Origin of the sequence: Nocardia mexicana NBRC 108244 (genome assembly GCF_001613165.1) — a bacterium.
GTDB lineage: Bacteria > Actinomycetota > Actinomycetes > Mycobacteriales > Mycobacteriaceae > Nocardia > Nocardia mexicana.
The window spans coordinates 184,396-205,901 of the sequence record NZ_BDBV01000006.1; the positions used below are offsets into that span (position 1 = coordinate 184,396).

General features: G+C 68.8%; 19 protein-coding genes. 4 read left to right on the forward strand and 15 right to left on the reverse strand.

The genetic code is table 11. The features are described from left to right. Positions 1-125 precede the first annotated feature (125 nt). The 3 genes from NM1_RS03615 to serA form a co-directional block, all read right to left on the reverse strand. Positions 126-728, reverse strand: coding sequence for a Uma2 family endonuclease (locus NM1_RS03615; protein ID WP_068013786.1), 603 nt, complete (start codon positions 726-728; stop codon positions 126-128). A gap of 125 nt (positions 729-853) precedes the next feature. After that, a complete protein-coding gene (locus NM1_RS03620) occupies positions 854-1,861 on the reverse strand; it encodes a 3-isopropylmalate dehydrogenase (protein ID WP_068013788.1) in 1,008 nt (335 codons plus the stop codon). A 318-nt stretch (positions 1,862-2,179) separates the two neighbouring features. Then, the gene (serA, locus tag NM1_RS03625) at positions 2,180-3,778 is read right to left on the reverse strand and encodes a phosphoglycerate dehydrogenase (protein ID WP_068013790.1); all 1,599 of its coding nucleotides are present in this window, start codon (positions 3,776-3,778) and stop codon (positions 2,180-2,182) included. Positions 3,779-4,035: 257 nt separating this feature from the next. Here serA and NM1_RS03630 point away from each other — a divergent pair, with 257 nt between their 5' ends. Continuing rightward, positions 4,036-5,154, forward strand: a complete 1,119-nt coding sequence (locus NM1_RS03630; RefSeq protein WP_084519134.1) for an alkaline phosphatase family protein — start codon at positions 4,036-4,038, stop codon at positions 5,152-5,154. Between the two features lie 52 nt (positions 5,155-5,206). Here the strand turns inward: NM1_RS03630 and NM1_RS03635 are convergent, their stop codons facing one another. From NM1_RS03635 to NM1_RS03680, 10 genes are all read right to left on the reverse strand, one after another. Continuing rightward, on the reverse strand, positions 5,207-5,410 hold the full coding sequence (locus NM1_RS03635; RefSeq protein ID WP_068013963.1) for a cold-shock protein: 204 nt from the start codon (positions 5,408-5,410) through the stop codon (positions 5,207-5,209). Between the two features lie 577 nt (positions 5,411-5,987). Next, positions 5,988-6,197: a cold-shock protein gene (locus NM1_RS03640; protein ID WP_068013792.1), complete on the reverse strand. Its 210-nt coding sequence runs from the start codon at positions 6,195-6,197 to the stop codon at positions 5,988-5,990. A gap of 110 nt (positions 6,198-6,307) precedes the next feature. Beyond that, the gene (gene iolD / locus NM1_RS03645; RefSeq protein WP_068013794.1) at positions 6,308-8,146 is read right to left on the reverse strand and encodes a 3D-(3,5/4)-trihydroxycyclohexane-1,2-dione acylhydrolase (decyclizing); all 1,839 of its coding nucleotides are present in this window, start codon (positions 8,144-8,146) and stop codon (positions 6,308-6,310) included. A gap of 32 nt (positions 8,147-8,178) precedes the next feature. Next, entirely contained in the window at positions 8,179-9,090 is a 912-nt protein-coding gene (gene iolB, locus NM1_RS03650) for a 5-deoxy-glucuronate isomerase (protein ID WP_068013796.1), read from the reverse strand. After that, positions 9,087-9,983, reverse strand: coding sequence for a Cgl0159 family (beta/alpha)8-fold protein (locus NM1_RS03655; protein ID WP_114699657.1), 897 nt, complete (start codon positions 9,981-9,983; stop codon positions 9,087-9,089). Before NM1_RS03655 ends, iolB begins: the two co-directional genes overlap by 4 nt. Positions 9,984-10,005: 22 nt before the next feature. Then, positions 10,006-10,941, reverse strand: coding sequence for a 5-dehydro-2-deoxygluconokinase (gene iolC, locus NM1_RS03660; RefSeq protein WP_068013799.1), 936 nt, complete (start codon positions 10,939-10,941; stop codon positions 10,006-10,008). Then, a complete protein-coding gene (locus tag NM1_RS03665; protein ID WP_068013802.1) occupies positions 10,938-11,720 on the reverse strand; it encodes an ATP-binding cassette domain-containing protein in 783 nt (260 codons plus the stop codon). Before NM1_RS03665 ends, iolC begins: the two co-directional genes overlap by 4 nt. Continuing rightward, positions 11,717-12,769: an ABC transporter permease gene (locus tag NM1_RS03670; protein ID WP_068013804.1), complete on the reverse strand. Its 1,053-nt coding sequence runs from the start codon at positions 12,767-12,769 to the stop codon at positions 11,717-11,719. Before NM1_RS03670 ends, NM1_RS03665 begins: the two co-directional genes overlap by 4 nt. Positions 12,770-12,785: 16 nt before the next feature. Continuing rightward, positions 12,786-13,790 carry a substrate-binding domain-containing protein gene (locus NM1_RS03675; RefSeq protein ID WP_068013806.1) on the reverse strand — a complete coding sequence of 335 codons (1,005 nt, stop codon included), beginning with the start codon at positions 13,788-13,790 and terminating at the stop codon, positions 12,786-12,788. 10 nt (positions 13,791-13,800) lie between these two features. Continuing rightward, positions 13,801-14,703, reverse strand: coding sequence for a TIM barrel protein (locus tag NM1_RS03680; RefSeq protein WP_068013808.1), 903 nt, complete (start codon positions 14,701-14,703; stop codon positions 13,801-13,803). A gap of 281 nt (positions 14,704-14,984) precedes the next feature. Between NM1_RS03680 and NM1_RS03685 the strand changes: the two genes are divergently transcribed. The 3 genes from NM1_RS03685 (at position 14,985) to NM1_RS03695 (ending at position 18,640) form a co-directional block, all read left to right on the forward strand. Further along, on the forward strand, positions 14,985-15,989 hold the full coding sequence (locus tag NM1_RS03685; protein WP_068013809.1) for a LacI family DNA-binding transcriptional regulator: 1,005 nt from the start codon (positions 14,985-14,987) through the stop codon (positions 15,987-15,989). Positions 15,990-16,056: 67 nt separating this feature from the next. After that, positions 16,057-17,064 carry a Gfo/Idh/MocA family protein gene (locus NM1_RS03690; protein ID WP_068013811.1) on the forward strand — a complete coding sequence of 336 codons (1,008 nt, stop codon included), beginning with the start codon at positions 16,057-16,059 and terminating at the stop codon, positions 17,062-17,064. A 142-nt stretch (positions 17,065-17,206) separates the two neighbouring features. Continuing rightward, a complete protein-coding gene (locus NM1_RS03695; RefSeq protein ID WP_068013813.1) occupies positions 17,207-18,640 on the forward strand; it encodes an alpha/beta hydrolase in 1,434 nt (477 codons plus the stop codon). Positions 18,641-18,666: 26 nt separating this feature from the next. On the opposite strand, the gene NM1_RS03700 is transcribed toward NM1_RS03695, so the two are convergent. Together NM1_RS03700 and NM1_RS03705 are read right to left on the reverse strand one after the other, a co-directional pair. After that, positions 18,667-19,683 carry a M48 family metalloprotease gene (locus NM1_RS03700; protein WP_068013815.1) on the reverse strand — a complete coding sequence of 339 codons (1,017 nt, stop codon included), beginning with the start codon at positions 19,681-19,683 and terminating at the stop codon, positions 18,667-18,669. Between the two features lie 144 nt (positions 19,684-19,827). After that, positions 19,828-21,432 carry a peptide ABC transporter substrate-binding protein gene (locus NM1_RS03705; protein WP_246011423.1) on the reverse strand — a complete coding sequence of 535 codons (1,605 nt, stop codon included), beginning with the start codon at positions 21,430-21,432 and terminating at the stop codon, positions 19,828-19,830. Positions 21,433-21,506: the final 74 nt, after the last annotated feature.

Genomic DNA, 21,506 nt, shown 5'->3' on the forward strand with positions numbered 1-21,506 from the left:
CTATGGGGCCTGCACAGTGCAGGTCCCGTAGAGGGTACGTCGAACCACTGCACCGCAGGATCACTCATGGCCCCGAGTTCGATCGGACCGACACCGAGGTTCGGCGCGGGCCGCCGCCACCAAGTTCAGAACTCCAGCAGCGCACCAGGATCGAACGTGACCCGGAACGTCTTGTCGGCCTCGACGTCCGCGGCGAATTCGGTGCCCTCCGCAACGACTGGTTGCCAGTCGTAGTCCCCGCCGTTCAGAACGGCACGATGAATCCGGGTGGCCGATTGGTGTTCGATCAGCCAGTACTGCGGAATGCCAAGCGCTGCATACTCTCTGACCTTACGCACACGATCCGTACGCTCACTCGCGCTGCCTGGGGAGATGACTTCGACTACCAGCAGCAGTTCGGCGCCCGGGATGAGCTTCGGCGACTCATCGATAATGGCCGCGCGCGCGACGTCCTTGGGAATAACGAATACGTCCGGTTTACGAACGCCTGAGGGGGTGCTGACCTCCCACTCACCCCCATCGCACACGAAGACATCCGTGTCCGAGGCCGCAGAACGAAGAATCCCGGCGAGCGACCAGCCGATGTAGTTGTGCCGGGCCCCCGCCGCCATCTCGATCAACCACCCGTCCTCGAGTTCGTAGCCCTTGCCGTCCTCCGGAAGATCGTGCAGATCGAGGACAGTGTACGGGCCGAAGCCAGCGGCACAGGGCAGGTTCTCCGCTGTCATGCTGCCTCCAGTTGCTAGCGCTCAGATGATGATGACGGCATCCAGATGATGACGGCATCCGGGTGTGTCCTCATGCTATAGCGCCTGGCGAGAAGAGTCCGAGAAGAACCCGTTGGAAGCGGATCTCAGACGGCGGCGGCGATGCGGTCGCCGATCTCGACGGTGGAGGCGGGGCCGGTGCGGGAGGCGAGGTCCTTGGCTACGGCGGATTCGATGCGGGTGGCTTCGTCGGTCTTGCCGAGGTGGTTGAGCAGCATCGAGACCGAGAGGATGGCGGCGGTGGGGTCGGCCTTGGACTGGCCCGCGATGTCGGGGGCGCTGCCGTGCACCGGCTCGAACATGCTCGGGTTGGTGCCCGAGGCGTCGATGTTGCCGGAGGCGGCGAGGCCGATGCCGCCCGAGACGGCGGCCGCCAGGTCGGTGATGATGTCGCCGAACAGGTTGTCGGTGACGATCACGTCGAAGCGGCCCGGATCGGTGACCATGTGGATGGTCGCGGCATCGATGTGCTGGTAGGCGATCTCGACATCGGGGAATTCCGTGCCGACCTCGTTCACGGTGCGCTGCCACAGCGAGCCCGCGAAGCTGAGCACGTTCGTCTTGTGCACCAAGGTGAGGTGCTTGCGCCGATGCTGCGCCTTGTCGAACGCGTAGCGCACCACGCGCTCGATGCCGAAGCGGGTATTGGTGCTGACCTCGGTGGCGACCTCGTGCGGCGTCTCCACGCGGATGGCGCCGCCGGTGCCGGTGTAGGGGCCCTCGGTGCCCTCGCGCACCACCACGAAGTCGATGTCCGGATTGCCCGACAGCGGGCTGGTCACGCCGGGGAACAGCTTGGAGGGGCGCAGGTTCACGTGATGGTCGAGCGCAAAACGCGTGTGCAGCAACAGACCTCGCTCCAGCAGGCCGCTCGGCACCGACGGGTCACCGATCGCGCCCAACAGGATGGCGTCGTGCTGCTTCAGCTCGGGCAGCACCGAATCCGGCAGCACCTCTCCCGTGGCGTGGTAGCGCTTGGCGCCGAGGTCGTACTGGGTCTTCTCGACCCCGGGCACGACCACGTCGAGCACCTTCAGCGCCTCGGCGATGACCTCGGGCCCGATCCCGTCACCGGGGATGACAGCCAGCTTCATATGACAACGCTCCGTTCCTTCGGGCCTCGGCCAAGACGCTGGCCACCCTATCCGGTCCCCGAAAACCACCCGCGACCAGGGCAAGTCCATCCCGCATACTGGAATCGATCGTTCCGGCGAGCAGTGTGCCTACCGTCATTTCCGGCTGCTTTCGGCCGGAATCCACCGCGGACCCCGGCCAAAAGCGTGCCGGGGATAGGGATTGAGGCGCGCTGGGAACGACAGGGCGCACCAGGAACGACAGGGCACACCGGGAACGACAGAGGCACGCCGAGTCCGGCGTGCCTCATCGTCATTCCGGCATGCTCTTGGCCGGAATCAGCTCAGGTCGACCTGGGCGACCTTGGCGGCGCCGACAGCCTCGGCGATGGCGGTCTGGACATCGGCGGGGACCTCGCTGCTGATGCGCAGGACGACGGTGGCGCCTTCCTTGTCGACGTCCTGGCTCAGCTGGGCGGCGTGGATGTCGATCCCGGCCTCGCCGAGCTTGGTGCCGATCTTGCCCAGCGCGCCCGGCTTGTCGCCGTAGTTGAGCACCGCCAGGTTCAGGCCCTCGGCGCGCATGTCGTAGTTGCGGCCGTTGATGTTGACGATCTTCTGCACCTGCTGCGGCTCGGTCAGGGTGCCCGCGACATTGAGCGTGCGGCCGTCGCCGAACACCGCGCGCAGGTCGACCAGGCTGCGATGCGAGGGGCTCTCCGAGGCGGTGGTGACCGACGACTCGAGGCCGCGATCCTTGGCCAGCGACGGGGCGTTCACGAAGGTGACCGCATCCTCGATCAGTGCGGAGAAGACCCCGCGCAACGCCGAAAGCTCCAGCACCGCAACGTCTTCCGAAGACAGCTCGCCACGCACCTGAACCTCCAGGCTGACCGGGAGCTCGCTGGCGAGCGCACCGAGCAGGGCGCCCTGCTTGCGCACGATCTCCAGCCACGGGGCGACGATCTCGTTCACGGCGCCGCCGGTCACATTGACCGCGCCGGGCACGAACTCACCGGCGAGGGCCAGCTGCACGGACTTGGCGACATCGGTGCCCGCGCGGTCCTGCGCCTCGGCGGTGGAGGCGCCCAGGTGCGGGGTCACGACGACCTGCGGCAGCTCGAACAGCGGGCTGTCGGTGCACGGCTCGGTCTCGAACACGTCGATGCCCGCGGCGCGCACGTGGCCCGAGGTGATGGCGTCGGCGAGCGCCTGCTCGTCGATCAGGCCACCGCGGGCGGCGTTGACGATGACGACGCCCTTCTTGGTCTTGGCGATCGTCTCGGCGTTCAGCATGCCCTTGGTCTCGGGCGTCTTCGGCAGGTGGATGGAGATGAAGTCGGCGCGCTCGAGCACCTCGTCCAGGCTCAGCAGCTCGATGCCCAGCTGGGCGGCGCGGGCCGGGGACGTGTAGGGGTCGTACGCGACGATCTTGGTCTCGAACGCGGCCAGGCGCTGGGCGAACAGCTGGCCGATGCGACCCAGGCCGATCACACCGACGGTCTTGCCGAAGATCTCGACACCGTTGAACTTGCTGCGCTTCCAGGTGTGTTCGCGCAGGGTGGCGTCGGCGGCCGGGATCTGGCGGGCGGCGGACAGCAGCAGCGTGACGGCGTGCTCGGCGGCGGTGTGGATGTTGGAGGTCGGCGCGTTGACGACCATGACACCGCGCTCGGTGGCCGCGGGCACGTCGACATTGTCGAGGCCGACGCCGGCGCGGGCGACGATCTTCAGGTTCTTACCGGCGTCGAGGACATCCGCGTCGACCGTGGTCGCCGAGCGCACCAGCAGCGCATCCGCGTCGGGGACGGCGGCGAGCAGTTCGGGTTTGTTCGGGCCGTCGACCCAGCGAACCTCGACACCGTCACCGAGCGCCTCGACGGTCGACTGGGCGAGCTTGTCGGCGATCAGAACAACAGGACGGCCATTAGGGCTCACTGTGGGGAACTCCTGGGGAAGGGGGTCGGCATTTACCGCCGACCAGCTTAATGGGCCGGGTTCGGCGTCGGGGTACCGCCCGGTAGGCGGCCGCCGTCAGACGGCTCCGCGTCGGCGGGAACCGGGCATAACCGTCATGCGTCGGATGCGTGAACACGGTGAACCCGGCCCGTCGCGCGCGTGAGGTTTGCGCGAAGGCTTGGCGAAGTCGGTCATTTCCGCTGGATAGACGCTATTTTCGACGTCACAGTGTGATCATGGCCATCACCCGGCGCACGTGTTCGGCACTGCTGGTGACCTCATTCGCCGCGCTCGTCACCGGCACCGCGCTGCCGCGGGCCGCCGCGGCATCCGGAATCGGCAAGGTCGCGGTCATCGGGATCGACGGCTGCCTCTACAGCGAGCTGCTGGCGGCGGTGACACCCAATCTGCAGCGCCTGGCGGCCGAGGGCACGCTCAGCCGCTACTCGATCGCGCCGCACACCACGGTGTCCTGCCCGTCCTGGTCGGCGGTGCTGACCGGGGTGTGGGACACCCGCACGGGCATCTGCGACAACGGCGACACCTGCGACCCCGCCCATCTGGGCCGCTTCCCGACGGTGTTCAACCGCATCAAACGCGCGGCGCCGCAGCGGAAGACGGCGTCGATCGCCACCTGGGACACGATCTCCGCCATCGCCCGCACCGGCGATCCGCACGCGGACACGATCGTCACCGCAGGTTCCAATCCGCTCGGCACCTACGGCTGCGAGGCCGATATCGACACCGCGACCGCGGCGGCCACGGTTACCGCGATCGACGCGGGAACCGACTTCGTCTTCACCCACTTCGACCAGGTCGACATCGCCGGGCATCGCCTGCGCGCCAGTAACCCGCAGGCCTATCGGGACGCGATCAGCCGGGTCGACGTGCTGGTCGGGCGGATCGCCGACGCGGTGGGACGACGTGCCGCGGACCATCCCGAGGAACAGTGGACGATCCTGGTGACCACCGACCACGGGCATAAACCCGAGGGCGGCCACGGCGGTCAAAGCCCTTACGAGGTGGCCAGTTTCGTGATCGCCCACGGCCCGGACTTCGCGGCGGGCCGGACGTACAACGGCTACTCGCTGGTCGATATCACCCCTACCGTGCTCGACCTGCTCGGGCTGGCGCCGGTGGCCGATCTGGACGGAAAGTCGTTGCGCTCGGGCGGATCCGGGAATCCGAGCGCCCCGCCACCGTCGACCCCCGTGATCGGGCATCCCACCGACCCGGCGACGACCCGCCTTGCGGCCCTGCCCTTTCCGGCCGATGCGCGCTGCAAGGTGGGCGAGGCGCAGGCCGGAGATCAGCACACCGCAGTGGCCGCGCCACGGCCCGGCGGGACGCCCTGACACGCACGAAGGCCCCGCACCGTCCGGTGCGGGGCCCTCGGCAAGTCTGGGATCAGAGCACGCGAACGTCCTGAGCCTGCGGGCCCTTCTGACCCTGGCCCACCTCGAACTCCACGCGCTGACCTTCATCGAGGGAGCGGAAGCCCGACCCCGACACGGCCGAGTAATGCACGAACACGTCGGGACCGCCGTTGTCCTGTGCGATGAACCCGAAGCCCTTCTCGCTGTTGAACCACTTCACTACGCCTTGCGCCATTTCATACCTTCTGTAGACGAGCCGGGTCGGCCAACCAACGGCAGCACCGGTCTCGATCGTCCACATTGCCATGCCGCGCGCGGAGGCCGCCACCGGGGTTGACGTGGACGAGATTTGCGGAGAGTCAGCTCGAAATCATTCGAGACTGTAGATTACGTGCCTGTAATTGATTCGTGATAGTCCGCTGACCGGGCGTTTGCGGCACTCGTCCTCAGTTCGGAACATCGACATCGAATGCCCTCGGACAAAAATAGGTCGGCCTCGGACAGTTACTGCCCGAGGCCGACCCAGGGTCGATCAACACGACCATCTAGCGAGCTCAGCCGCCGAAGGAGCCGGTCCACAGCGTGTCGAACAGGCCGTGGAACGCGGCGCTGCCGGTGCTCAGGATGCCGTTCAGGGCGGCGCTACCGGTGTCGATGATAACGGGGATCATGGAATACCTCTCCTTTATTCAATCCCAGCCGGACTGGCTGACTACACGCATATCGACACGTCAGAAATAGCCGTTAGCCAGATTTGCTGAAAAGTGACGTGGGCGACACGTTTATGAGGAGGTGATGCAGAACACACCCGCTCAGTCGCGCACCACACGCACGCTCCTGGCCTCGGGGCCCGCCTTGGCCCGGCGCACCTCGAACTCCACCCGCTGGCCCTCCACGAGAGAACGGAAGCCCGCGCCCTCGACCTCGGTGTAGTCGACGAAGACGTCCGGTCCGCCGCCGTCGGCGGTGATGAAACCGAACCCCTTCTTGCTGTCGAACCACTTGACCGTGCCGTGCGCCATCTCTCTCTTACCTTCTCCCCTTCGAGCCAGGCAGACGATAACGAGGCGATCCGCGACAGTCCAGGCGGGTACGGCGTGCCGTCGGCAGTTCGCCTCCGGCGCGGCCCCGGTCAGCGGGTGTAGCGCACCTGCCGGGGCTTCGCGTCGTCGTACGCGGCCCGGCCGGGCAGATGCGCGGGCACGCCGACCTCCCACCAGGCGCCGGATTCGGTCCAGGCGGCGGGCTGGGTGGGCACGACCACGACCGCGGGGCGCGACTCGGCCAGGGCGGCCGCCCGCGCGCCCGCGTAGGCGGCCCGGAACTCGGCCAGGTCGGTCGCGACGAACGCCGCGCAGCCGAGCGATCTCGCGTGAGCGGCGAAATCGACCCGCGGCGGGCGGCCGTGGTTGGTGCGGCACTGCCGGTAGAAGTTGTTGAATGCGTTGCCGCCCTGGCCTTCCTGCAGCCGCGCGATGACGGCGTATCCGTCGTTGTCGCACACCACGGCGACCAGCGGATGTCCGGCGAAGGCCGCGGAGAACAGCTCGGAATTGAGCATCAGGTAGGAGCCGTCGCCCAGCATCGTCGTCACCAGGCCGCGCCGGTGCGCCATCGCCGCGCCCCAGGCGCCGGAGAGTTCGTAGCCCATGCAGGAGAAGCCGTATTCGACGTCCATGGTCGGTTCCCCGCCGACGGCCCGCCACCCCCCGACCAGTTCGCCGGGCATGCCGCCGGAGGAGGTCATGACGTAGTCGGCCGGATCGCTGAGATCGTTGACGACACCGACGATCTGGGCGTAGCTGGGGATCCCGGCCGCGGGTGCGCGCAGCTTGTCGACGTAGGCGTCCCACTCGCCGCGCACCGCGCTCGCCCGCGCACTCCACGCCTGGTCCACTCGCCAGTCCGACAGGTGCGGGGCCAGATCCTCCAGTGCCGCACCGGCATCCGCGACGACCGACAGCGCGCCGTGCTTGACCGCGTCGTACCGTGCGGCGTTGATGGCGACGATCCGGACGCCGGGGTCGAACACCGTCCACGACGCGGTCGTGAAGTCCTGCAGTCGGGTTCCCACCGCCAGCACCAGATCAGCCTCGGCGGCAACGGTATTCGCCGATCCCGAACCGGTGATGCCCAGCGGCCCCGCGTACAGCGGGTGGTCGTGCGGTACCAGGGTGCGTCCGGCGGTGGTCTCGGCGATCGGAATGCCGTGGCGCTCGGCCAGTTCCACCGCCCGGCCGCCCGCGCCCGAATAGCGCACTCCCCCGCCCAGCACCAGCAGCGGCCGGTGCGCCGCCCGCAGTGCCCGCGCCGCCTCCCCGAGACTCTCGCGATCGGGGCGCGGCCGGTCGATCCGGTGAACGACCGGCTGGAACAGGGCCGTGGGGAAATCGGAGGTTTCCGCCTGCACGTCCTGCGGCAGGGCCAGCGTCACCGGGCCCGCCTCGGCGGCATCGGTGAGCACCCGAGCCACCTGCGGCAGCGTGGCGAGCAGCTGCTCCGGCCGGGTGATGCGATCGAAGTAGCGGCTGACCGAGCGGAACGCGTCGTTCACGGTGACGGTCGCATCGCCGAAGTGCTCCACCTGCTGCAGCACCGGATCGGGGGCGCGATTGACGAAGGTGTCGCCCGGAAGCAACAGCAGCGGAAGACGATTCGCGTGGGCGACGCCCGCCGCGGTCACCATGTTGAGGGCGCCCGGGCCGATGGAGGAGGTCGCCACGCCCACCTGGCGGCGATGGGTCGCCTTCGCGAGACCGACCGCGGCCAGTGCCATGCCCTGTTCGGTGTGCCCGCGCCACACCGGAATCACGTCCCGTCGCTCCTCCAGAGCCGTGCCGAGCCCGAGCACGTTGCCGTGCCCGAAAATCGCGAAAACCGCTGGGAACAGCGGGACCTCGCGGCCGTCGAGCGTCTCCGAGTGCTGGGCGATCATCCACGCCACCAGGGCTTGCGCGGTTGTCAGTCTCATGTCGACGGCCCCTTACTTCCTCTGGATCTCGATCATTCACTCCGGCGCGACGGCGACCGCCCCACGTGGCTGGTGACCGGACAGCGCGGGTCGACGGGCGTGCCCTCCCAGCTGCCGCGGATCCAGCTGTGCGCCGGGTCGTCGCAGAAGGCCATGGACCGCTCGGGCGCGGGTCCGGCCAGGACGTTCAGGTAGTACATGGGGTATCCGGGGGCGGCGATGCACGGGCCGTGATAACCGTGCGGGACCAGGAAGACATCGCCGTCGCGCACGGCGACGTTCTCGTCCAGCGAGCCGTCCGCGGTGTAGGTCCGGTGCAGGCCGAACCCCTCCGGGGACGGGGTGGTGCCGTCGCGTCCGGCGATGCGGAAGTAGTAGATCTCCTCGTTGACGACCTCGCACTCGGTCGCCTCGTCGTGCTTGTGCGGCGGATACGACGACCAGTTGCCCGACGGGGTGATCAGCTCGCAGGCGTTGAGCTTGTCGGCGTGATCCCAGATCCCCGGCGTGCCGAAGTTGGTGACCTGCCGGGTCGCCTGTCCCGCTCCCCGAACCTCCACCGGAACGTCTTCGGCGGGACCGTATTTCGGATCGAGCCGCCGCGTGCAGCGGGCCATCGGCAGTGCGATCTCGGCGTCCCGCTCGGCCGACAGTTCGATCGTCGCATCGCGGGGTACGTAGGCGAAGTCGGTAACGCGGGTGAAAACCGAATCCCGCCCGGACAATTCGAAGGTCGCGCCGTCCACGCGGAGGGTGCATCCGCCGGACAGGGGAAGAACGAACGCCTCGTATTCACCGGTGTGAACTACGCGGGAGACACCTGCCGCCAGGCGAAGGACGCGCAGTCCCGTGTGTGCCCATCCGGCGCCCGCGGCGGTGAGCAGCACGGGATCGCTTGCATCGCTCAGCGATCCGGCGGGATGGTGCAGCTTCGAGGATGTCATCGCACCTCCCGCAGCACCTCTGCCGCGGCTTCGACCGCGCCCGCGACGTCCCCGTCCGGCGGATACAGCAGGCTGCGCCCGACCACCAGCCCGCGGGCGACGTCATGGCCGAGTGCCTTGCCCCAGGACGCGATATCCGCGGCGATATCGCCCGACGGAGCGCCACCGAGCAGCAGCACCGGCAGCGTGGTCGCGTCGAGGACCGAAACATCGTCCGGCGCAGGCATCTTCAGCCACGTGTGGGCGGAGGTGACACCCAGGCCGGAGGCGATGGTGACGGCCCGCTGCAGCGAGAAGGAGTCCTTCTGCATGGTCAGCGAGCCGGACTCGTCACGGTGGAACGGCAGCGGTTCCACCATCGCCATGAGCCCGTGCTCGGACAGCTCCGAGACCGCGCGGGCGCAGGCGTGCAGGGTCGGGATGGTGCCGCGGTCCGAATCCACCAGCCGCAGGAGCATTTTGCCGCCGTCGAGCCCCCACTTGACCAGCGACTGCGCGTCGTACCCGGTGAAGCGGTCGTCGATCTCCCAGTCGGCTCCCGCCAGCCCGCCGCGGTTCATCGACCCGATGACGACCTTGTCGTGCAGCGCGTCCAGCAACAGCAGTTCCTCGACGATGTCCGGAGAGCCCAGCACGCCGTCGACCGAGGGGTTGTCCAGCGCGATGAGCAGGCGCTCCAGCAGCATTCGGCGGTCGGCCATCGCGTTGCGGTCCGAGCCGACGCCGAGCGCGCCGCGGGCCGGGTGGTCGGCCGCCACCAGGAACAGCGTCCCGCGCTCGGACAAGAGCGTCGGCCGGCGGCGCCGCGCGGCATAGGCGCGCGCGATCGCGTCGGGCTGGGCGACACGCACCTGCAGCAGCTCGTGCCAGCGTTCATCGGTCAAATACACGATGCCTCCGTCGAATACAGGCTTGCTACGCGCACAGCATCTCCTCGATCTCGGCGTTCGTGGGCATCGCATCGGCGCAGGCCAGCCGCGAAGCCACCAGTGCCCCGGCCGCATTCGCGTAGGTCGCGAGGCGACGCGGGTCCCAGCCGGACAGCAGGCCGTGGACGAGGGCGCCGCCGAAACCGTCGCCCGCGCCGAGTCCGCACACCACGTCCACGCGGCAGGGCGGCACGGTCCATCGCTCGGAGTCGGTGGCCACCAGCACGCCCTCGGCACCGCGCTTGATCACCGCCAGCCGCACGCCGCACGCCAGCAGTCGATCGGCGGCCTCGTCCGGATCGGCGCTGCCCACCGCGACCTGGACCTCGGTGCGGTTGCCCACCACGACATTCACGTGATCGAGCATCCAGCCGATCTCCCGGCCCGCGGTCTCGATATCCGGCCAGAACATCGGCCGGTAGTCCAGATCGAGCACCGTGTGCCCGGCTCGCCGCCGCCGTTCCAGCACGGCGCGCTGCGTCGTGCGCCCGGGCTCGGCGCTCACACCCGTTCCCGTGACCCAGAGCAGCGGTACGGATTCGACCACCTCCCAGGGGACTTCGTCCTGGGTCAGCGTGAGGTCGGGTGCGATCGGCGACCGGTAGAACAGCAGTGGAGGATCGGCGGGCGGGTTCAGCTCGCAGAACACCACGGGCGTCTGCAGATCCGGCGCGGTCGACACGTACCGCGACGAAACGCCGAAGTCCGTCAGGGCCGTTCGCACGAAGTCGCCGAATCCGTCCGGGCCGACCTTGGTCAGCACCGCACTGCGCCGCCCCAGCCGGGCCGCCGCGACGGCCACATTGGTGGCGGTGCCGCCCAGGAACTTCGCGAACGTCTGCACCCGTGCCAGCGGCACGCCGCTCTGCTGCGGATACAGGTCCACCCCGACCCGCCCCACGGTCAGCGCCTCCACTTTCACGGCACCACCCGCTCCAGTTCGTGTTGCAGCGCTTCGAGTTCCGCGCCGCCCGCCATCTGACGGGTCAGCTCCGGCAGGTCGATCTCGGACTTCTCGTAGGAGCCGAGCATGCTGCCGCGCTTGAGCAGCAGGAACCGGTCGCCGACCGGATAGGCGTGATGCGGATTGTGGGTGATGAGGATGACGCCGAGCCCCCGGTCCCGGGCCTGCACGACATAGCGCAGCACCACCCCGGACTGCTTCACCCCCAGGGCCGCGGTCGGCTCGTCGAGGATCAGCACCTTCGCCCCGTAGTGCACCGCGCGGGCGATGGCGACGCACTGGCGCTGGCCGCCGGACAGCGTGCCCACGGGCTGCTCCATATCGCGCAGCTCGATCCCCATGTCCGCCAGCGCCTTCCGGGTGATGTCCCGACCTCGCCGACGGTCCAGCAGCTGGAACGGACCGAAGTTGAAGGTGGGTTCCGAGCCGAGCACGAAGTTGCGCCACACGCTCATCAACGGGACCACCGCCAGGTCCTGGTACACCGTGGCGATGCCGCGGTCCAAAGCCGCACGCGGGGAATCGAACCGGGTGGGCTCGCCCGCGACCTTCAGCACGCCCGCGTCGTGCTGGTGCACCCCGGCCAGGATCTTGATCAGGGTGGACTTGCCCGCGCCGTTGTCGCCGAGCACGCAGGTGACCTCGCCCGCGTTGACGACGGTGGACACGTCGCGCAGCGCCACCACGCCGCCGTAACTCTTTCCGATGCCGAGGGTTTCGATCAGCGGAACCGTCATCGCCGTACCCTTTCCGCGCGCTTCTTGAATGCGTTGTTGACCAGCACCGCCGCCAGCAGCAGCACGCCGAGGAACAACATGAACCAGTCACTGTCCCAGCGGGCGAACACGATGCCCTGTCGCGCCATGCCGAAGATCAGCGCACCGATCGCCGCGCCCACCACCGACCCGAACCCGCCGGTGAGCAGGCAGCCCCCGACCACGGCCGCGATGATGTACTGAAACTCCAGTCCCACACCCTGATTCGCCTGGACGCTCGCGAACCGCAGGATGTTGCAGGACCCGACGACCCACCCGGCGAACGCCGTCGTCATGAAGAGGATGATCTTCGTCCGCACCGCGGGGACACCCACCGCGCGGGCGCTCGCGAGTGACCCGCCGACGGCGAAGATCCAGTTGCCGAACCGGGTGCGCACCAGCACCAGTCCCGCGAGGGCGGTGAGCACGATCCACCACACCACCGAGGCCTGGATGCGCGCGTCGCCGAGATCGGTCGTGGACGCGAACACCCAACCGGCCGAGGCGTATCCGTCCGCCGAGCGCACACCCGACACCTGGACGGTGTCGGTGATCAGCCGGGTGACACCGAGATTGAGGCCCTGCAGCGCCAGGAAGCTGCCGAGCGTGACGATGAAGCTCGGCAGCCCGGTCCGCATCACCAGCCAGCCGTTGAGCGCGCCGACCGCCAGGGCGAACAGCAGCGACACCAGCAGCGCGGGCCACACGTTCCACCCGGCCTCCACCGCCAGCAACGCGGTGACCAGCGCGGTGGAGGCCGTCATCACACCGGCCGACAGGTCGAATTCCCCGCCGATCATCAGCAGCGCCACCGCGACCGCCATGATGCCGAGCGTGGAGGCGTCGTCGAGCCAGGTCGCGACGCCGAGCGGGCTGAGGAACTTCTCGGTGATCACCGAGAAGAACACGAACACCAGCACCGCCCCGAGCGCGGAGCCGATCTCCGGCCGCACGATCAACCGGTTGAGCAGCGAGGCGCGTACTTCGGACCCGGCCGGATCCTCCGTGGAAACGGTTGTGGTAACACTCATTTCATCCGCTCCTGTCTCACCGGGTGCCCTGCGCCACGAGCTTGGCGATGGCATCGACGTTGCCGGAGTCGACGAAGGCCGGGCCCGTCTGCACCGGCCGTCCGCCGCCGACGGTGTTCAGGTTGGTCCGGTACAGCTGCAGCATCACCACCGGGAGATAGCCCTGCTCGTACTGCTGCTGGTCGACGGCGAACAGCAGCTTTCCGGCCCGGATCGCGTCCACCACATCGGGATTCAGGTCGAAGGTGGCCACCGTCGCATTCGACCGCAGCTCCCCGGCCGCCGCGACCGCGCGCGCCGCGATCTGCGAATTCAGCGTCAGCACCGCGTCGATGGAGCGATCGGCCTCCAGGGCGCCCCTGATGCGGGCCTGCGCGTCGGTCGGGTTGTTGATGTCGACCTGCAGCGTCCCCGCGTTGCCGAAGCCCTGGATGGCGCCGCCGCAGCGCTCGGCGGCGCTGACATTGCCCGCCTCGTGAATCACGCAGAGCATCTTGCTCTTTCCGGCGTCTCGCAGCCTCCTGCCCGCGGCCTCACCCGCGGAGCGCTCGCTCTGGCCGACGTGCCCGATCGCCCCGGAGGCCGCGCTGTCGGCCTCGCCGGAGTTGATGGTCACCACCGGGATGCCCGCCGCGACAGCGCGTTCCACCGAGGGGCGCAACGCCTCCGGGTTCGCCATCGACACCACCAGCCCGCCGACGCCCTGCGCCACCGCGTTGTCGACCAGCTTGGCCTGCTGCCCCGGGTCACCGTCGGAGTTGTATTCGACTCGGATGCCCAGCTTCTCGCCCGCGGCCTGGGCGCCGTTCTTCACCACGTTCCAGAACGCGTCGCCGGGCGTGCCGTGCGTGACGACCGCAACGGAGTCGAGTGTGCCTGCGGCGACCGGGGTCTGGGTCTCGGAGACCGGCGCGTCGGCGCCCGGCCCGCTGCACGCGGCCAGCGCCAGCCCCGCGGCGAGCCAGGGCAGCAAGCGCCGCCACCGGCCATGGTGTCGGTTGGGTCGCGACCTCGTTGTCATGGGCTCCTACCTATATTCGAGCGGATGTGCGCGCGGCGCCCAGGCCCGCCAGATAGTGCAGGCTGCGGGCGGTGTCGCGGCTGGGTCCGTCGGCGGTATCCCCCGGCTCCAGCGCCGTGTCCTGCTCGATCACATACCAACCCCGGTAGCCCGCCGCCTGTGCGCAGCGCACCAGGGTCTCGATATCGACGTCCCCCTCCCCCAGCGGGGCATACAGCCCCCGCCGCACGGCCTGGCTGTATTCCATTGTTCCGCTGCGGATCTCGTCGGCGAGGGCGTTTCGCACATCCTTGAGGTGAATGTGGCCGATCCGGTCGGCGTGACGGCGTGCCAACCGGACCGGATCGGTGCCACCCACCAGGAGATGCCCGGTGTCCAGGCAGAGGTCGAGATCGGAGTCGGCGAGGAAGCGCTCCACCTCGGGCTCGGTCTCCACATGCGTGCCGACATGCGGGTGCAGCACCGCGCGCAGCCCGTGTTCGGCGGCGATATCGCCGAGGGTGGCGGCGGTGTCGACGAGGGTGCGCCATTCGTAATCGCTGAGCGGCGAGCGCGTGTCGTAGCCCCGGTCGCCGGTGGCCGCGGCGAGTACCAGCACCTCGGCGCCGGTGGCCGCGAGCAGCGCGGCGCCGGTGCGCGCGGCGGCAATGGCGCGGCCGGGCTCGCGATGCAGCGGCAGCGCCAGGAAGCCGCCGATCACGTCGATGCCGAAGGGGCCGAGCAGTGCGCGCACCGCCGCGGGCTCGCGCGGCAGATAGCCGGGCGGGCCGAATTCGGTTGCGGTCAGACCCAGTGCGGCCATCTCGGCCAGGACGGTGCCCGCATCGAGCACGTGGCCCCAGCCCGGGACTTCGCAGACTCCCCAGGAGATCGGTGCGGCGGCGACGCGGAGCGGGTGCAGCGGTTCGGTCATCGGAACTTCTCCGGCGGGTCGATGTGCGAAGGGAGCGCTCCGAAAGATTGGAGCGCTCCAACTATGTAACCGTGGATCACGGTAATGTCAAGGGCCCGGCACCGTGTCGAAAAAATGGCTCTACCTCGATAAATATTCGAAGTTCGAGGCAAAACACCTGCCCGCGCAGTGTCGAAATTCGGCAATTAGAGCGCTCTATTGATCCGCCCGCGTCGACGCTGTAACGTCCAACACGCGCGCCCCGCTCGCCGCGTTCGATGCACCCCAGGAGGCCACCCGCGATGACGCGACCGACGATGGAAGATGTTGCCGCGCAAGCGGGCGTCTCCCGCGCGCTGGTCTCGCTCGTCATGCGCGGGTCGCCGAAGGTGAGCGAACATCGCCGCCGCGCGGTGCTGCAGGCGGCGAAGGATCTCGGCTACCAACCCCATGCGATGGCGCGATCGCTGGCCAGCCGCACCTCCAACATCGTCGGCGTGATGGTCTCCGACCTGCGCAACGCCTTCTTCGCCGACGTGGTCGAGGGTATGGACACCGCGGCGCAGCAGGCCGGGCTGGAGCTCATCCTGAACACCGGCCGCCGCAGCGCCGCCCGCGAGCGCACCGCGCTGGACAGCCTGCAGGCGTTCCGGCCCGGCGGGGTCATCCTGCTGTCACCGGTACTGCCCGCGGCGGCGATCCGGGAGGCCGCCTATCAGTGCCCGGTGGTCCTGGTGTCGCGGAGCTCGACGGTCGCCAATATCGACACCGTCAACGACGACGGCGAGGTCGGCGTCGCACTGGCCGTCGATCACCTGGTGGCGCTGGGGCATCGGCGGATCGTGCACTTCGACGGCGGCGCGGCCTTCTCGGCCACACCGCGGCGCAAGGGATACCTGGCGGCGATGGACGGTCACGGCCTGGAACCCATGGTCATCCCGAGCGAACATACCGACGCGGCCGGTATGGCCGCGGTGCGCAAACTGCTGAAGGTGTTCTCGCCCGGCCACTTTCCCACCGCGCTGGTCTGCGGGAACGACTTCAACGCGGTCGGTGCGATGTCCGCGCTGGAGGAGGCGGGGCTGCGGGTCCCGCAGGACGTCTCCATCGTCGGCTACGACAACACGTCGCTGGCCGCACTGCGGCACGTGGCGCTGACCACCATCGATCAGCCTCGCATCGATATCGGCCGGTTGGCCGTGGAGGCACTGGTCGAGCGCCTGCGCGACGGCCGCACCGAGCCGGTCCGCCGGCGCGTGCAGCCATCGCTGGTCGTCCGCGCGACCACGGCGGCACCCAGAAGTTGAAAACCAGTACGCCGCACCGCTTTCGGTAATAGCGGTGCCCTCGACGCCGCACCGACAGGAGCCACGCATGACGATCAGGTTGGGACTCGCCGGCACCGGCCGCATCGGCACCGCGCATGCCGAGACCCTGAAGGCCCTCCCGGGCATCTCGGGTGTCGTCGTGACCGACGCCGATACCGAGCGCGCCCGCACCACCGCGACCAAGCTCGGCGTGGAGTTCGCCCCGGATATCGAGGCCGTGCTCGGGGCCGATATCGCGGGTTTGGTGATCGCCACCGCCACCGACTCGCATCCCGAACTCATCCTCGCGGCCGTCGACCGGGGCATTCCCGTCTTCTGTGAGAAGCCCGTCGCCGCCGATATCGCGGGCACGCTCGAGGTGATCGACCACGTCGAAACCTCCACGGTGCCGGTGCAGATCGGCTTTCAGCGGCGCTTCGACGCCGGATACGTCGCGGCCCGCGCGGCGGCGTCCTCCGGGGAGCTGGGCTGGCTGCACACCCTGCGCGCCACCACCCTCGATCCCGCTCCGCCGCCCGCGGAGTACATTCCGCGTTCCGGTGGCCTGTTCCGCGACTGCGGGGTGCACGATTTCGACATCATCCGCTGGGTCACCGGGCGGGAGGTGACCGAGGTGTTCGTGCTCGGGGGCAACCGGGGCGAGCGGTTCTTCGCCGACGCCGGGGACGTCGACACGGCCGCGGTGCTGCTGCGCATGGACGACGGTGCGCTGGCGACGGTTTCGCTGAGCCGCTACAACGGCGCCGGGTACGACGTCCGGCTGGAGGTGCTGGGCAGCAAGGGCAATGCCGTTGTCGGACTGGACGATCGCGCTCCGCTGCGCTCGGTCGAGCCCGATTACCCGGCTTCGCCGTTCCCTGCCTACCCGGGTTTCATGGATCGGTTCCGCCGCGCCTATACCGAAGAGCTGACGGTGTTCACCGACGTCGCCACGGGCAGGATCGAAAACCCTTGCACACCACGAGATGCGCTGGAGGCGTTCTACATCGCCGAGGCCTGCGAGCTGTCGCGGCGGGAGCGGCGGCCGATCCCCGTCGACGAGGTGCGCCGCTGATCGAGCCGGGGGTCCTCGGCGCGGCGCCCCCGTTGCGATCGGACCTATCCCTCATCCGCGGCGGCACCCCCTACCGGAGGGTGAGGGCCGATCGTCCTCTGCGGTGATGTCCGCGGGGGTCCGGGCGGGAGATGCTCCGCGCATGCAGTTACGCCGCAGCGTATTTCCCCTCGTCCTGGCCCTGGTGAGCGCGTCCGCCGCGCTGGCCGCGTGCACCACCACCGCCGAGAGCCGGGCGCCGAGTCCGGATTGGCGGCCGTGTGCCGAGAACGCACAGGTGGAGTGCGCGACGATCGCCGTGCCGGTGGACTGGTCGGACCCCGGCGGACCGACCATCGATATGGCGGTGGCGCGGAAGCGGACTCAGGAGCCGGGCCGGATCGGCACGCTGATCCACCTGCCCGGCGGTCCCGGAACCTCCGGTGTGGACGAACTACTGAACGACGACCGCTTCAGCCCGGAGCTGCACCGGCGGTTCGATATCGTCACCCTCGACCCGCGCGGCGTGAAGCGCAGCCACCCGGTCCGGTGCGATATCGGCCTGGCCTCGGCGCGGCCCAACCTCGAGCCCGATACCGGTGCCCGGTTCTCCGAGGTCATCTCCTACGCACGCGATCTCGCCGACAGCTGTCGGCAGTACACCGGTCCCCTGTTCGACCATCTCGACGGAGTGAGCGTGGCACGAGACGTCGACGCGCTGCGAAATGCCCTGGGCGAGAACACGGTCAGCCTGTACGGCCCGTCCTACGGGACCATGTCCGGGCAGGCGTATCTGGAACTGTTCCCGCAGCGCGTCCGCGCCATGGTTCTCGACAGCGTCGACGACCACAGCCTGAACGGGCCCGAGTTCCTTGCCAGCGAGGCCCGGGCGGCCGGGGACTCGTTTGCCGGATTCGTGTCGTGGTGTGACCGGGAGACCAGTTGCGCGCTGCACGGCAAGGACGTTCCCGCACTGTTCGACGCGTTGTACGAACGCGCGGTCCGCGGCGAGCTGTCGGGACCGGACGGCACGGCGCTGGGTCCGCTGGCGCTGAGCAGGTTCGCCCTCGGATATCTCGAAGAACCCGAATGGTCGCGCCTGGCAGCCGATTTGAACGAGCTGAGCAATCGCCCGCCGACACCGGTGACCGAGCCGGTACCGCAGCGGCGGGGTCAACCGGTGCAGGCACCGGAGCTGATCGCCTGTTCCGACTGGCCGTCCGGCATCCGCGATCAGGCGCAGTGGGAGCGACTGTGGGTCGAGCAGAAGCAGAACGCCGGCACCCTACGCTCCCACTTCGCCTGGGTCGCGGGGAGTATCTGCTCGGGCTGGCCGCCGCCACCGAATGCGCCGCACCGCCCCCGGATCACCGATGCGCCAACCGTTCTCCTGATGAACTCGCGCCACGACCCGGCCACGCCGTACGAATGGGCCATCGGCGTCGCCGCGAACACCCCGCGGTCGGTGCTGCTCACCTACGACGGCTGGGGCCACGGCGTCTACCGCCGAAACGCCTGCACCAGAGGCGCCGCCGACCGATACCTCATCGAACTCACTGCTCCCCAACCTAATACGGTGTGCTCCATGGGTAGCTAGGGCCGAAAGGATCGCTGCCGCACCTCTCAGTGCGCCGACTGCCACGCACCGCGCCGGCGCCTCGCCTGATCGTCGAGCCGGTCGCGAATCCGGCCCACTCGTTCGTCGGGCGAGGTGCCCAGCACCACGGCCGAGACGGACAGGCGGCTCGGCGACGCCTCTTCGTCCTCCGGGATTTCCCGGTACCGCAGCACGGCGCAGAGGTCGGGCCCGTACCCCAGGTCCACGGCCACCGCGTCGGCGCGGTGTTCGGCTCGGTGCACGATCGGGACCAGCGCCAATGCCGCCAGCTCCGGCGCAAGCCGCAGGAGCAGGGCCACCGGTAGCCCGACGATCAGCGTCGACATCGCCACGACCGGGCAGGCCACCAGCACCCTGCTCACCGCGGTCCAGACCAGGAGGAAGGGGCGGGAGCTGCGGGGCGGCACCCGGTCGGCGAGCCAGTCCCCGACGGCCACGGGACCCGCGAGCAAGGCCCGCTCGCCCAGCACAACCGGCGCGTTGTAGCAGCGGAATACGAACTGCCACAACGCCGCCCGGCCCTGCCGGCGATGGCCGAGCTCGTGAATGAGCACCGCCTCGAGTTCCCGCCGTTCCAGCCCCTCGACCGATCCGGCGTCCACCGCGATCATCCGGTCCGGCAGGACGCCGTCGCGGCGGCCCGTCCGCACCCACAGCGAATAGGACGAAGCGGAGACGCCGGACTCGTGCGCGACCCGGTGCCACGCCTTGGTCAGGACGAGTCGTTCATCGTCCGTCGGGGAGCGCAGACCGAACAGCGGCAACAACACGCCGCGCTCCGCGCCCAGGAAACACGCCACGCTCCAGGCCGCACACACGAGGAACCACCCCACCGGAACGGCGGCGGGAGTACCGAGCCCCACCGCCATGCCCAGCCCGTAGAGCAGCACCGTCATCAACGCCGCGGACGGCACCGCGGCCAGCAGCGTCGCGGACCACGCCCGTGCACGGCCCGTCAGCGCGCGCCGGGTAACCGCTGTCACATCGGCGTGGTTCGCCTTCGCGATTACTTCGGAGGTCACATGCGACGGTACAGCGAATAGCGGTCAGCTCGCCGATTCGCTCCGCCGCCGACCGCGCCACTGTGAACATATTCACGCCGCCGCAGGCTTTCGAGCTGCGGCGACGCGCATCACACGGCCGCCGGGGCGGCGCCACCGATACCCCTATTTCTCGATGTTCTCGAAGTCGAAAAGTCCGTTCCAGGCCAGCGGTGCCTGCGTGACCTTTTCCGATCGGCCCGCGTTCGAGATGTAGTTGAGAATCGGAATGTCGGCCATATCGCGAATCAGCACGGTCTGCGCCTGGGCGATCTGCTGGTAGGACTCCTCCGGCGTGGGCGCGGCCAGGGCCGCGTTGAGGAACCGGTCGAACTCGGGATCCGCGTAGTCGACGTCGTTGGTCTCCGAGCCCGAGAGGAAATTCGAGGTCAGGAACTGCAGCATCGAGGGATAGTCGCCCTGCCAGCCGTACCGGAACGCCTTGCCGATGGTGCGGGAGTGCACGAGGTCCCGGATCTGTTTGAAGGTCGGATACGGCACCGCGACCGCCTCGATTCCCAGCGTGTTCTTGATGCTGTTCGCGACCGCCTCGAGCCACGCCTGATGGCCGCCGTCGGTGTTGTAGGCGATCTCGAACCGCCCCGACCAGAGCGCCATCGAATCGGCCTGGGCCCACAGCTTTTTGGCCTCGGCCGGGTTGTACTCGAGGGTCTGGACACCGGGCAGGTCGGGGCGGAACCCCTGCAGCGTGGTGGCGGTGTAGTCGCGCGCCGGGGTCTTCGTCCCGCTCCAGATGGTGTCGCAGATCTGCTGCCGATTGATGGCCATGGACAGCGCTTTACGCCGGAGCAGACCCTCCTCGCCACCGAAGTGCGGCAGGTTCGGCTGGATGCCGATGCGCTCGTTCTGCGCCGTCGGCTTGCTGATGGCCCGGTCGCCCAGGTCGTCCTTGTACGTGGTCAGCGCGCTCGACGGCATGGTGTCCAGCGCGTCGAGATTACCGGCCAGCAGGTCGGAGTAGGCGGTGTCGTAGGACTGGTACGTCACGAACCGCAGGCCCTTGTTCTTCGGCGCCCGGCCGCCGTGATAGTCGGGATTCGGGACCAGGTCGATCTTGACGTTGTGCTGCCAGGCACCGGGCTCCGCGAACTTGTACGGGCCGTTGCCGATCGGGTTCTCGCCGTACGCCTTCATATCCCGGTACGCGGACTCCGGCATCGGGTAGAACGGGGCGAATCCCATCGAGAGTTCGAAGTCGCCCGACGGCTGCTTCAGGTCCACGGTGAAGGTGCGGTCGTCGACGACCTTCAGACCCGACATCGTCTGCGCCTTGGGCGGATCCGCCGAAACGTCGTCGTAGCCCGCGATCGAGGAGAACGCCCAGTTCTGATTCTGGCCGTTGGTGGCGAGCGCGCCGTAATTCCACGCGTCGACAAAGGATTTCGCCGTCACCGCGGTGCCGTCGGTGAACTTCTCGTCCGGTTTGATCGTGATCCTGTAGTGCTGGCGGTCGGTCGACTCGATCGACTGCGCCAACTCGTTGTGCGCCTTGCCGTTCGCGTCGTAGTACTTCAGTCCGGCAAACAACCGGTCCACCACCCGGCCGCCCATGTTCTCGTTGGTATTGGTCGGCACCAGCGGATTCTGCGGTTCGGCGCCGTTCACGGTGACCAGGTCGGTATCACCGCCGCCCGACGAGCATCCGGTCAGCGCCAGGCTTGTGGCCAGCACCGCCGCCGTCGTTATCGCACCAAGTCGTAGATACCTCAACGCGCTCTCCTGTCCTCGAGGTATACGAGTGATCCGGTGCGGACTTCGGGTTCGCCGATGCGCCGCCCTATCAC